Source organism: Natronospirillum operosum (assembly GCF_004768465.1).
Lineage (GTDB): Bacteria > Pseudomonadota > Gammaproteobacteria > Pseudomonadales > Natronospirillaceae > Natronospirillum > Natronospirillum operosum.
In genome coordinates this window covers 647,040-659,436 of record NZ_SRMF01000001.1, presented here as the reverse complement: position 1 = coordinate 659,436, position 12,397 = coordinate 647,040, and the positions used below count along the sequence as shown (strand labels likewise).

Here is a 12,397-nt window from a genome sequence, read left to right as displayed (position 1 = left end):
GACTGCTCCTGTTCTTCTGATGCTGAGCGGCGGTACCCGCCGCTTGCGATAAGCCCATTGAAGCGTGCTGGTCTGAAGAATCCAGTCACGGGTGTCAGCTTTACACTCCACTGTCATTTTCAAAGCGTTCTGCCTGGCAGAAAAAATCGCCCCAGATTCAGGCACTTAAATTGCATCAATCTGTTCGAGTGCACGTATCAACCCGAGAGTTCGTCCTATGGCAGACCGCAAGGCGCCACCCCCTGCGGGCAGTGGCCCCGTAACAGCCCCGCAGCATGTGTTGCTGGTCGACAGCGAGCCCGGGCGCGCAGCCCTGCTGGAACAGGCGCTGAAGGATGCGGGCTACACGGTCGACAAGCGTACTGACCCCAACCAGCCGCTGGCCCGCTTGGTGGCGGATACCCAGCCCGACATGGTTATCATTGATATTGATGCGCCGGACCGCGACGTGCTGGAACAGATGAGTCATGTATCGCGGGACAACCCCCGACCCATTGTCATGTACGCCGATCAGGACGATGCCGATTTCGTCACCCAGGCCATTCGCTCCGGCGTCAGTGCCTATGTGGCCAACGGGCTGCGTCCGGAGCGCGTCAAGTCTACCCTGGCGGTGGCGGTGGCGCGCTTTCGCGAGTTCCAGGCCCTGCGGCAGGAGTTGGATGATGCGCGCAGCGAGCTGGCCGACCGCAAGATAGTGGAGAAGGCCAAGGGCCTGATCATGAAGCACCGCAAGGTCAGCGAGGATGAAGCCTTCGCGGCGCTGCGCAAACTGGCCATGGATCGCAGCAGCCGGCTGGTGGATGTGGCCCGCAATGTCATTGATGTGTTCGAGATTACCCAGGAGTGACCATGCTGTCTTCTGTCCACAGTACCGTCCGTCCGCGCCCCCTGAAGCTGGGCTTTCTGCCGCTGATGGACTGCGCCCCACTGATAGTGGCGCAGGAGGCGGGCTACTTCGAAGCCGAGGGGCTGCTGGTGCAACTGCAGCGGGAGCCTTCCTGGAGCAGCATCCGCGACAAGCTGGTGTTCGGGCTGCTGGATGGCGCCCATATGCTGGCCCCGATGCCGCTGGCCTGCACGCTGGGCCTGGGCTCGATCAACAAGCCGGTGGTGACGGGGCTGGGCCTGGGGCTGAATGGCAATGCAATGACGCTGAGCCGCACCCTGCATGATCAGCTGTTGTCGCTGTGTGGGAAGGCCAATACAGCGGGTCGGTCGCCGTCACCGAGCGAACTGGCGCTGGCGCTGCGCCAGTGGCTGGACCACAACCCGGCTTCCGGCCTGACGCTGGCCAGTGTGTTCCCCTACTCCATGCACCAGTACATGCTGCGCCACTGGCTCAGCCTGGGCGGCATTGACCCGGACCGGGAGCTGTCGCTGGTGGTGGTGCCGCCGGACATGATGGTATCGGCGCTGCAGAGCGGCGAGATCCAGGGCTACTGTGTCGGCGAGCCCTACAATGGGCTGGCGGTGCGACAGGATGCCGGGCGTATTGCCTTTACCGGCCATGATCTGTGGCCGGAGGCACCGGAAAAGGTGTTTGGCGTGACAGAGAGCTGGGCTGATCGCTACCCGGACACCCATTACCGGGTGATTCGCGCCTTGCTGCGGGCCTGCCAGTGGCTGGACGAGCCGACCAACCGGGCGGAACTGGCGCACCTGCTGGCCCGCCCGGAGTATGTGGGGCTGGATGCTGACACCCTGCGCATGGCAGTGGCCCAGATGTCTTCCGACTGCAGCCCGCTGCTGCCCTGCACGCACAAGCACTTCTTTGCCCATGGCGGTACTGCACCGCTGAAAAGCCGCATGCGGTGGATTGCCGACCAGATGCTGCACTGGCAGCAGGTGGAGCAGGCGGTGCCGGACAGCATGCTGGATCAGGTGTGTCGGCTGGAGCCCTATGATGCCGCAGCACAGTCACTGAGCCTGCCGACCACAGCGGAGCTCTCCGCCCGCCCCGGCCCGGTGACGGTGTAGCGAGGGACGCGAGTCCCGACAAACGAGCCACCACACACACCGTAGCGAGGGACGCGAGTCCCGACAACTGGGGCTGCATACCGTCGCCACGCTCGGGTACATGCTTGCTGTAGCGAGCGACACAGTCGCGATGGCGGCGCCAGCCGGCATTTGTTGGGGCCCTGCGGGCCGGTCGGGACTTGCGTCCCTCACTACAATGCCCTTCGGAATACCAGTCCCGATTGAGAACGACCCTGTTCAATCTTGATGCAGGGCTGCACTCATTTGGCCCAATCCTTCCGGTGCTGACCAGGCACCCGAATACCTCTTTAGTGGTAACTCTTTGATTTCCGGCCATTATTACCTCTTTGGTGGTAGTTGGCACAGCCCCTGCAACTCAGCCTGTGAATGACAAGTGGTCATCGAAGGCCACGGTTACAGAAGCCGCAGTATGCGCCGGTACCAACCGGCCTCAGGCTGACATTATTGGCAATGGCGCCAAACCCGACGCACCCGTGGGTGTGTTCAGGTTTGGCGCTTTTTTTATGCATGGAGAAAATGATGACGACGAGCAAACCCGTCGCCGGCGCCCTGTTGGCGACCAGCATCACACTGATGGCCACCACCCTCTCTGCAGGGGAAACCGGCTGGCCGGAAAAGGACGAACTGAGCTTTGGCTTTATCAAGCTGACGGATATGGCCCCGCTGGCCATCGCCTACGAGCGGGGTTACTTCGAGGACGAGTTCCTGTTCGTGGAACTGGAAGCCCAGTCCAACTGGCGCGTACTGCTGGACCGGGTCATCTCCGGCGAACTGGACGGCGCCCACATGCTGGCCGGCCAACCTATTGCGGCCACGGTCGGCTATGGCAACCAGGCCAACATCATCACCCCGTTCTCGATGGACCTGAACGGCAACGCCACCACGCTCTCCAACGAGGTATGGGACATCATCCGCCCGCACCTGCCGGAAAACGAAGACGGCAACCCGGTACACCCGATCACGGCCGACTATCTGCAGCCAGCGCTGGAGCAGTTCGCCGATGACGGCCGCTCGTTCAACATGGGCATGGTGTTCCCGGTATCGACACACAACTACGAGCTGCGCTACTGGCTGGCCGCCGGCGGCATCCACCCGGGCTACTATGACCCGGCCGGGGGTGACACCTCGGGCCAGATCGGTGCCGATGTCTATCTGTCGGTGACCCCGCCGCCCCAGATGCCATCCACCCTGGAGGCTGGCACCATCAGCGGCTACAACGTGGGCGAGCCCTGGAACCAGCAGGCCGTGTTCATGCAGATCGGCGTGCCAGTGGTCACCAACCACGATATCTGGAACTACAACCCGGAGAAGGTGTTCGGCATTCGGGAAGACTTTGCCGAGGAATATCCCAACACCACGGTGCGCATCGTGAAGGCACTGATTCGCGCGGCCTACTGGCTGGATGAAAACAACAACGCCAACCGGGAAGAAGCCGCACGCATTCTGTCCGAACCGCACTATGTCGGCGCCGATTATGAAGTCATCGCCAACTCCATGACCGGGACCTTCGAGTTCGAACCCGGTGATGTACGCGATGTGCCGGATTTCAACGTGTTCTTCCGCGAACATGCGACCTACCCCATCTATTCGGATGCCATCTGGTTCCTCACACAGATGCGCCGCTGGGGCCAGATCGAAGAGCACAAGCCGGATGACTGGTACATGGAGATGGCACGCAGCATCTACCGCCCGGACCTCTACGAGCAGGCCGCGCGTGACCTGATTGCCGAGGGCATCATGAGCGCCGACGACTTCCCCGACTTCGACAACGAAGATGGCTTCAAACCGGCCACCAGTGCCTTTATCGACGGCATGACCTTTGATGCCCGCTTCCCCAACGACTACCTGGACCAGTTCGACATCGGTCTGACAGGAGATGACACCCCATGAGTACTGCAACCACCTGGCTGAAACGGTCGCGTGGCCCGCTGCTGGCACTGCTGCCCGGCGGCGGGCAGACCCACCCCGCTACCTGGCTCAAGCAGAACTGGCAGGACCTGGTCGCCCGGGTCATCACACCCATACTGGGGCTGCTGGTCTTCGTCGGTGTCTGGCATCTGGGCGCCCAGCAGATCCATACCTCGCTGGGCACCTTCCCCGGCCCGGCGCAGGTGGCCGAGCAAGCACAGAATCTGGTCAACAGCCATCTGGCCGAAAACCAGCGTGAAGTCGAGTTCTATGAACGGCAGGAGGCGCGCAACACCCAGATGCTGGAACAGGATCCGGACGCCCCGGTACGCTGGCGCGATTACAACCGCCGGCCCACCTTCTTCGACCAGATGGTGACCAGCCTGTGGACCGTGCTGGGCGGCTTCGGGCTGGCGACGCTGATTGCGGTGCCGCTGGGTGTCATGATCGGCCTCAACCAGACGCTGTATCGGGCCGTCAATCCGGTGATCCAGATCTTCAAGCCGGTGTCACCGCTGGCCTGGCTGCCGCTGGTGACGCTGGTGGTCAGTGCCGTCTATGCCAGTGGCGATGGCGGCCTGTCGCGCTCCTTTATTGTGTCCATGGTGACGGTCACTCTCTGTGCACTCTGGCCGACGCTGATCAACACTGCCGTGGGGGTCACCAGCGTGCACCAGGACCTGAACAACGTCAGCCGCGTGCTGCGTCTGAACTGGTTCCGCCATGTGAAGACCATTGTGCTGCCCTCGGCCGTTCCGATGATCTTCACCGGCCTGCGGCTGTCGCTGGGTATTTCCTGGATGGTGCTGATTGCCGCCGAAATGCTGGCGCAAAGCCCGGGGTTGGGCAAGTTCGTCTGGGATGAGTTCCAGAACGGGTCTTCCAACTCGCTGGGGCGTATCTGTGTGGCCGTGCTGATGATCGGCTTTATCGGCTTCCTGCTCGACCGCATCATGCTGCTGATTCAGAAATGGGTGAACTGGGACAAGAGCGCCATTGTGCGCTGAAAACCCGCAACACATTGCAACCGGAGAGATCGTTATGTCTTCCCAAACCAAGCCTGCGCCAACCGCAACCGAGCGCAAACCACATCTGGAACTGAGTGGTGTCGGCATCGAGTTCCCGACCCCGCAGGGACCCTTCTGCGCGGTGCAGAACTTCAACCTGAAAATCCGTGAGGGTGAGTTTGTGTCGCTGATCGGGCATTCCGGCTGCGGCAAGTCCACGGTACTGAACATGGTCGCCGGCCTGCATTGCGCCACCCAGGGTGGTGTGCTGCTGAATGGCAAGGAGGTCACCGACCCCGGCCCCGAGCGGGCCGTGGTATTCCAGAACCACTCACTGCTGCCTTGGCTGACGGTGTATCAAAATGTCGAACTGGCCGTCAGGCAGGTGTTCGGCCGGCGCAAGAGCCGGCGCGAAGTGCGGGAGTGGATTCAGCACAACCTGGAACTGGTGCAGATGACGCATGCGCGGGACAAGCGCCCGGACGAGATCTCCGGCGGCATGAAGCAGCGCGTCGGCATTGCCCGCGCCCTGGCCATGGAACCGCAGGTCCTGCTGATGGACGAACCTTTCGGCGCTCTGGACGCGCTGACCCGTGCCCACCTGCAGGATTCACTGATGGAGATTCAGGCGGATCTGGGCAACACCGTGATCATGATCACGCACGATGTGGACGAGGCAGTGCTGCTGTCCGACCGCATCGTGATGATGACCAACGGCCCGGCGGCGAGCATCGGCGAAGTGCTGGATGTCAATCTGGAGCGACCGCGCAGTCGGCTCGAGCTGGCCGACCAGCCCGAATACAACCAGTACCGCAGCGCCGTGCTGCGCTTCCTGTACGAGAAGCAGCAGAAGGTGGAGCCGCTGAAAGGCAAGCCGGCGAAACAGGCCGCGGTTGAAGAAACGGATGACGCACACCGGGTGGCGTGATTGGCGATCTACCCGTAGCGAGGGACGCAAGTCCCGATCAATGCAGGCACCTTACCGTCGCCACGCGCGGGCACATGCCCTGTGAGACACGCAAAATACGTCATCCCTGACAGCTCGGTTGCGGCCATCCCTGGCCGCAAACGGTCTCACAGGACAGGCACCCGGCAGGCGACTCCATCCGTGCCTGTAGCGAGGGACGCGAGTCCCGATTCGGGCCGACAGGCCTATTGAAAAATGGGTCGGCATATGCCGACCATCGGGACTTGCGTCCCTCGCTACGACGATGTGGTGTCACGTTTGTCGGGACTTGCGTCCCTCGCTACGACGGTGTGTGGTGCCACGTTTGTCGGGACTTGCGTCCCTCGCTACTCGGCGTTCTGCTGTGACTCCACGGCGTTGGCATACTGGGCCAGGATATAGGGCCGCAGCTCGGGGGCCTGCTTGCTGACCCGCTCGCGCAGCTCGACAGGCACCCAGGCGGGGCCTTCCTGCTCGGGGCATTCGTGCAGCCAGCGATGCGCGGTCTCATGCGTTTCAAACAGCCGGTACATGCGGTGGATCTGACGGTCCACCGCCACCGCCACCTCGGTATCATTCTGGAAGTCGTACTCGGTCAGCGGCTCTCCGAAGGACAGATGCACCCGCCCCTTCCAGCCGCTCATGCCCTTGGCGATCGAACGCACGTCTTCGTCCTTGCCCTTGCTGTAACCGCCCCGCTCCAGCTGATAGTAGCGCTCCCGCGCCTTCATGGCGTCGCAGGGGTCGAATTCATAGGAGATGGCCACCGGCACGATATTCAGCTCCCGAATATAGTCGGCATAGGGCCGGGGCTTGGGCCGGTTGAGGCTGAACATGCCGATCACGGCCGGGTTGGTCTTGTCGATCCCGTCCTTGGCCCGGCCTTCGCGCTGGGCGATCCAGATATTGGCATTTTCCTCAACAATGGAATGATGGATATAGGCCGACAGCTTGCGGGCCTCCATCAACTTCTCGCGACGCCCCGGTACCGACCGCTTGACGATAAAACTCTTGTTCACGCGCATCAGGTCCGACACGAAGGGCTGGCTGAGCAGGTTGTCCCCAATGGCTATGCGCACAGTCTGGAAACCATGCTGATAGAGGGACCAGTTCATGAACGCGGGGTCCATGACGATGTCTCTGTGGTTGCTGACAAACAGGTAGGCCTTGCTGCGATCCAGCCGATCCAGACCCGACACGGTGAAACCGGCGGTCGAACGGTCCAGCAGCCGCGTCAGGTAGCCTTCCAGGCGACGCTGGAAGTCGTCCACGTTGCGCACCCGGCCAAAGCGGAGGCGCAGATACAGGCCCACCAGAGGCCGCAACAGCCAGCCCCAGCGGCTGGCGAGACCCGGGAACAAAAAGGCCACCGCGGTTCGACGCAACGCCTGGTCTTTCAGCAACCGTCGCATGACGGCGGGTACTTCCTGATCTTCAAAAGGACGGATATCGTCGAACTGGGTCATTTAGTCTCCTAGCCCACTACACTCACCAGAGCTCAACCACAGACTGGCGAACCGGCGCCATTATAGATCACCCGGGGTTATTTGCACGACGGTCAGCCAATGCGGCAGCATATCATGCGATAGTTGGCTAAGCTTGCAGTGTTCAAATTCATTCACAGCCTTCTCGGCAGAGCACAAAATGACTACAAGGAGACCTCGTCGCATGCCCATGCGTACCGAACACGACAGCCTGGGAGCGGTAGAAGTACCGGCCGAGGCTTTGTACGGTGCCCAGACCCAGCGGGCCGTCAACAACTTCCGCATCAGTGGCCAGACCATGCCGCCACTCTGGCTGCGCACGCTGGCCCGCCTCAAGCAGGCCGCCGCGCTGGAGAACGCAGCGCTGAATGAGCTGGACCCGGTCAAGGCCGACGCCATTGCCGACGCCGCCCAGGCCATCATGGACGGCGACCATGCCGACCAGTTCCCGGTCGATGTCTTTCAGACCGGCTCCGGCACCAGCAGCAACATGAACATGAACGAGGTGCTGGCTACGCTGGCGTCCCAGGGCGGCCGGCTGACGGTACACCCCAATGATGACGTCAACCGGGGCCAGAGCAGTAATGACATCATTCCGAGCACCAATCAGCTGGCAGCGGCGCTGGGCGTCCGCGACCGCCTGCTGCCGGCCATTGATCATCTGCAGCAGGCACTGGACGACCTCAGCCTGCGGCAGGGCTCACTGCTGAAAACCGGCCGCACTCATCTGATGGATGCCATGCCGCTGACCGTGGATCAGGAGATCGCCGGCTGGCAGGGCGTACTCACCGACCTGCGCCAGGAACTGGAAGGTCTGCTGCCGCGCCTCTCGCGACTCACGCTGGGCGGCACTGCGGTCGGTACCGGCATCAATGCGCACCCTGAATTCGGTGATCGTGTAGCCGTGCGCCTGGCCCGCGACACCGGTCTGCCGGTCACCCGTACCGACAACCACTTTGCCGCCCAGAGCGGCCAGCATGATCTGCTGACGCTGTCCGGCAGCCTGAAGAACCTGGCCACCTGGCTGATCAAGGTCAGCAACGACCTGCGCTGGATGAACTCGGGCCCGCTGGCCGGACTGGCCGAAGCCCGCCTGCCGGCCCTGCAGCCGGGTTCGTCCATCATGCCGGGCAAGGTCAACCCGGTGATACCGGAAGCCGTCATTCAGGCCGCTGCGCAGGTTATCGGCAACGACACGGCGGTGACACTGGGGGCGCAGAATGGTCAGTTCCAGCTGAATACGGCCCTGCCACTGGTGGCACACAATGTGCTGCAAAGTATGACGCTGCTCTGCGGCAGCCTGTTCGCATTGGCCGATGATGCCATTGCGCAATTCGAGTACGATGAAGAGGCGCTCAATGAGCCGCTCGCACGCAACCCGATACTGGCCACAGCGCTCAACAACGAGGTCGGCTACAATAAGGCAGCAGAAATCGCCAAGGCAGCCTATGCCAGCGGGCGCCCCATCCTGGATGTGGCCGCCGAGATGACAGACCTGTCCCGGGCGCAGTTGCAGGAGCTGCTCAACCCGGCGCGCCTGACCTGAGTCCCGATCAAAATATGTAGCGAGGGACGCGAGTCCCGATCAAAACGTGTAGCGAGGGACGCGAGTCCCGATCAAAACGTGTAGCGAGGGACGCGAGTCCCGATAAACAACGGCCCATAATAAGCAACAAACCACGCAGACAGGAACGCAGACATGGAAACCAAATACAGACTGGTCACCCGCAGTGATTTCGATGGCCTGGTATGCGCCGCACTGCTCAAGGAGATGGAGCTGATCGACGACATCCTCTTTGTGCACCCCAAGGACATGCAGGACGGCAAGGTCGAAACCACGGAACGTGACATCACCACCAACCTGCCCTATGTGCCCGGTGTCTACCTGGCCTTTGATCACCACTTCAGCGAAACCATTCGCAATGAACAGCATGACAATCACATCATAGACCCGGATGCGCCCTCGGCCGCACGGGTGGTGTTTGATTACTATGGTGGCCGCGAACGCTTCAAGTCAATCAGCGATGAGCTGATGGCCGCTGTGGACAAGGGCGATTCAGCCCAGTTCAGCGCCGAGGAAATTCTCAACCCCCAGGGCTGGGAACTGATGAACTTTCTGATGGACGCCCGCACTGGTCTGGGCCGGTTCCGTGACTTCCGCATCTCCAACTATCAACTGATGATGCTGCTGATCGATGCGTGCCGGGAAAAGAGCATAGAGCAGATACTCGAGCTGCCGGATGTCGCCGAACGGGTTGAACTCTACCGAGAGCATGAGACCAGGGCACGGGAACAGATCAAGCGCTGCGCCAGGGTCAGAAATAACGTGGTACTGCTGAACCTGCAGGGTGAAGAGACCATCTGGGCCACCAACCGGTTCACCGTGTATGCGCTGTTTCCGCAGTGCAATGTGTCGATTCACCGCCTCTGGGGCAAGCAGGAGCAGAACACGGTGTTTGCCATCGGCAAATCGATTCTGGACCGTTCCTGCACCGCCAATGTGGGCACCATCTGTCTGCAGTACGGGGGTGGCGGTCACGAGGCTGCCGGCACCTGCCAGGTGGACAACGACGTCGCCGACCGTATCGAAGGCGAGCTGCTGGCCCAACTGGACGGACGCTGAAACGCAATCACACTCCGCTGATCAGACCCGGCAGTCATTTGCACCGCATTTGCGACTCGCCGTCTGGTCAAAGCGGAGTGCGCGCGACAGAATAACGCAGTTTGTAGTAACAGGTTCTCGGAGTACTCTGAATGGTGACCAGTCCGGTATGGACGGATCGACGCTGGCTTGACAGGCGGCGCACTGCATTGGGCCCGCTGCTGAAAGGCGCTGGTGTGCTGGCCACGTGCCTGGTGTCGCTGACTCTGGCTGCCTGTTCCAGCGACCGGACGTCCAACCGCTATGCCACGTCGGACATCAACCTCAGCCTTGTGGCCATGCGCCACAATGACTATCTGCTGGTTCAGGTCACGCTGTCGCCGGAGGACAATCCCGAGCAGCGCATCACGCTGGGTCGCAACGACCAGTTGCTGGCCTACCTGAATGGAGATCAGCATCGTCTGGAAGAGCACTGGAACGGTGTCTATTCCACCCAGGTCCCCTACTCCGAGGGTATTCTGCAACTGAGTTTTCAGCGCACCGGCAAGCACCCGTCTGCCCCCAATACAAGGTTGCATCTGCCGGTATCGCCGGAATTCCAGGACCCGCCGCGCAATGCCATCTTTCATACCCAGCATGATGCGGCCATCCCCCTGGTCTGGACCGGCATAGCCACCGAAAACGGCCAATATGAATTGCGCTGCAGCAACCGCAATGAAGGCGTCAGTCAGCTGCACGGCACCTTCAACGCAGTAGACCGTCAGCGGGTCAATATCCCGGTCGATGAACTGCTGCATGATCTCATTGCCAACAACCGCCGTGGTTTCTGTGAGGCCTCCTTCAATCTGCGCGGCATTTCCACCAACGGTCATGTGTCTTCGGAACTGGCCGGCGGCGATGTGCTGTTCGAGAGCAATGTCAGCCGCAATGTCATCATTCGGCATAACGCACTGTTCTGAATCACGGTTCGGGTCGGTCTGCAGAATTGCACTGTTCTGGCGCATGACTTCTTGCAGATGCGACGCCAGTCACTGCGGAATTTTTTCCTGAATCCCAATATAATGCGATAATTCATTTACGGTTCAGTGCAGCCGTTGACCACTCCCCGGTGGCAACTATCTTGCAGTGGACACTGGTTTCATTGAGCGGCGGAATCCCAATGCAGTCTATTGATCCGAAGTCTCTGGTCGCAGGCTTTCAGCCTGTCATTGATGTAGCACGCGGCACCATTGTCGGCTATGAGGTCCTGGCACGCCGGCAGGCGCCCAACAGCAATGCACTCGACAGCCTGGGCCACCTGTTTTTTGGTGGCCAGATTCCCTCGCGGGAATTGCTGGAGCTGGACCGGCAGATTCGTCGTCTGGCGGTGGACCAGTTGGACGACTTGCCAGCCGACAGCTTTCTGTCCCTGAACATCAGCCCGGACTGGATCAACCAGCTCACCGCCTGGACCACCACGCCCTTGCTGCAGATGCTGGACAAGGCGGGCGTGAACCCACAGCAGATCGTGCTGGAAATTACCGAGCAACCCGGCTCGCTGGGGACCATGAAGCAGGTCGTTCGACGCTACCGCGAAGAGGGCTACCGAGTGGCCATTGACGATTTCGGCGCCGGCAGTGCCCATATGCATCGTATCATGGAACTGGAGCCGGACATTCTGAAACTGGACATGAAGCTGTTCAAGAATGCGGCCAATCAGGGCCGCCACTATGACCTGGTGCACAGCGTCTCCCGCCTGGCCGAAAAGACCGGCTGCCAGCTCGTCTGCGAGGGGGTGGAAACCGAACAGGAGTTCAGTTTCGGACTGGAACTGGGGGCCGCCTGGATGCAGGGCTTCCTGTTCGGCCCCGCCGAGGCGCGCTTCCACGACCGCCATCACTATCTGGACCGGGTGCAGCGCCTGCGCGCGGAGTTTCTGGCCCGCAAGGTGGGCGAACAGCGCCAGTATTTCGATTTCGAACAGCAGGTGCTGGAAAACCTGCGGCACCTGAAAGCACACTGTCTGGACGCCGACCCGGCAACATTCACGCCCCAGTCGAGCGCGGTCAGTGTGCTCAAGTACTATATCTGCAACGCTGACGGCACCCAGTTGTCGCCCAACTACGAAATCAGCGACGGCCAGGTAGCCGTGGATGCCTCGCCCCAGGGGGTGAACTGGTGCTGGCGACCTCACTTCTATCAGTTGCTGGCCGCCCGCCGCACCCAGGAGCGGGAATTTGTGGCCTCGGCCCAGTATCGGGATGTCCATACCCGGCTGTCGTGCCGTTCCTATGTGACGGCGCTGGATGAAACCCGCTACCTGCTGGCGGATATCATGCAGCCCGACGGGCATGGGCCACAGGCTTCAGGTGTTGATCTGCTCTGAACGGTCTGCGGTTTGCCAGGTAGGGGCGGGACGGTTATCCTCTCGACACCCGAGTGTGCGGGCCGGCCATGACGTGTCGGCTGTTTA

General features: G+C 61.4%; 10 protein-coding genes. 9 read left to right on the top strand and 1 reads right to left on the bottom strand.

Annotated features, from left to right (window positions below; all coding sequences use genetic code 11):
- Positions 1–217 precede the first annotated feature (217 nt).
- The 5 genes from E4656_RS03040 to E4656_RS03020 all read left to right on the top strand — a co-directional run bounded on the left by E4656_RS03040 (position 218) and on the right by E4656_RS03020 (position 5,841).
- Positions 218–847 (top strand): ANTAR domain-containing response regulator, encoded by a 630-nt coding sequence (locus tag E4656_RS03040; protein ID WP_135481066.1) that lies wholly within the window; start codon positions 218–220, stop codon positions 845–847.
- 2 nt (positions 848–849) lie between these two features.
- Positions 850–1,977 carry a CmpA/NrtA family ABC transporter substrate-binding protein gene (locus tag E4656_RS03035; protein ID WP_135481064.1) on the top strand — a complete coding sequence of 376 codons (1,128 nt, stop codon included), beginning with the start codon at positions 850–852 and terminating at the stop codon, positions 1,975–1,977.
- Between the two features lie 540 nt (positions 1,978–2,517).
- A complete protein-coding gene (locus E4656_RS03030) occupies positions 2,518–3,888 on the top strand; it encodes a CmpA/NrtA family ABC transporter substrate-binding protein (protein ID WP_135482230.1) in 1,371 nt (456 codons plus the stop codon).
- Positions 3,885–4,913, top strand: coding sequence for an ABC transporter permease (locus E4656_RS03025; protein ID WP_135481062.1), 1,029 nt, complete (start codon positions 3,885–3,887; stop codon positions 4,911–4,913). Before E4656_RS03030 ends, E4656_RS03025 begins: the two co-directional genes overlap by 4 nt.
- 34 nt (positions 4,914–4,947) lie before the next feature.
- On the top strand, positions 4,948–5,841 hold the full coding sequence (locus tag E4656_RS03020; protein WP_135481061.1) for an ABC transporter ATP-binding protein: 894 nt from the start codon (positions 4,948–4,950) through the stop codon (positions 5,839–5,841).
- 365 nt (positions 5,842–6,206) lie between these two features.
- On the opposite strand, the gene E4656_RS03015 is transcribed toward E4656_RS03020, so the two are convergent.
- Complete coding sequence (locus tag E4656_RS03015; RefSeq protein WP_135481059.1) at positions 6,207–7,325, bottom strand: 1-acyl-sn-glycerol-3-phosphate acyltransferase; 1,119 nt, start codon at positions 7,323–7,325, stop codon at positions 6,207–6,209.
- A 202-nt stretch (positions 7,326–7,527) separates the two neighbouring features.
- Between E4656_RS03015 and E4656_RS03010 the strand changes: the two genes are divergently transcribed.
- The 4 genes from E4656_RS03010 (at position 7,528) to E4656_RS02995 (ending at position 12,310) form a co-directional block, all read left to right on the top strand.
- Positions 7,528–8,889, top strand: a complete 1,362-nt coding sequence (locus E4656_RS03010) for a class II fumarate hydratase (protein ID WP_135481057.1) — start codon at positions 7,528–7,530, stop codon at positions 8,887–8,889.
- 153 nt (positions 8,890–9,042) lie between these two features.
- Positions 9,043–9,966 carry an exopolyphosphatase gene (locus tag E4656_RS03005; protein ID WP_135481055.1) on the top strand — a complete coding sequence of 308 codons (924 nt, stop codon included), beginning with the start codon at positions 9,043–9,045 and terminating at the stop codon, positions 9,964–9,966.
- Between the two features lie 131 nt (positions 9,967–10,097).
- A complete protein-coding gene (locus E4656_RS03000; RefSeq protein WP_135481053.1) occupies positions 10,098–10,904 on the top strand; it encodes a hypothetical protein in 807 nt (268 codons plus the stop codon).
- Between the two features lie 200 nt (positions 10,905–11,104).
- Positions 11,105–12,310, top strand: a complete 1,206-nt coding sequence (locus tag E4656_RS02995) for an EAL domain-containing protein (protein ID WP_135481051.1) — start codon at positions 11,105–11,107, stop codon at positions 12,308–12,310.
- The last annotated feature ends 87 nt before the right edge of the window (positions 12,311–12,397 follow it).

What these genes read in the sequence shown, in the direction of transcription:
- E4656_RS03040 (WP_135481066.1), top strand. Translation starts at nt 218, where the DNA reads ATGGCAGACCGCAAGGCGCCACCCCCTGCGGGCAGTGGCCCCGTAACA.
- E4656_RS03015 (WP_135481059.1), bottom strand. Translation starts at nt 7,325, where the DNA reads ATGACCCAGTTCGACGATATCCGTCCTTTTGAAGATCAGGAAGTACCC.
- E4656_RS03030 (WP_135482230.1), top strand. Translation starts at nt 2,518, where the DNA reads ATGACGACGAGCAAACCCGTCGCCGGCGCCCTGTTGGCGACCAGCATC.
- E4656_RS03020 (WP_135481061.1), top strand. Translation starts at nt 4,948, where the DNA reads ATGTCTTCCCAAACCAAGCCTGCGCCAACCGCAACCGAGCGCAAACCA.
- E4656_RS03025 (WP_135481062.1), top strand. Translation starts at nt 3,885, where the DNA reads ATGAGTACTGCAACCACCTGGCTGAAACGGTCGCGTGGCCCGCTGCTG.
- E4656_RS03000 (WP_135481053.1), top strand. Translation starts at nt 10,098, where the DNA reads ATGGTGACCAGTCCGGTATGGACGGATCGACGCTGGCTTGACAGGCGG.
- E4656_RS03010 (WP_135481057.1), top strand. Translation starts at nt 7,528, where the DNA reads ATGCCCATGCGTACCGAACACGACAGCCTGGGAGCGGTAGAAGTACCG.
- E4656_RS03005 (WP_135481055.1), top strand. Translation starts at nt 9,043, where the DNA reads ATGGAAACCAAATACAGACTGGTCACCCGCAGTGATTTCGATGGCCTG.
- E4656_RS03035 (WP_135481064.1), top strand. Translation starts at nt 850, where the DNA reads ATGCTGTCTTCTGTCCACAGTACCGTCCGTCCGCGCCCCCTGAAGCTG.
- E4656_RS02995 (WP_135481051.1), top strand. Translation starts at nt 11,105, where the DNA reads ATGCAGTCTATTGATCCGAAGTCTCTGGTCGCAGGCTTTCAGCCTGTC.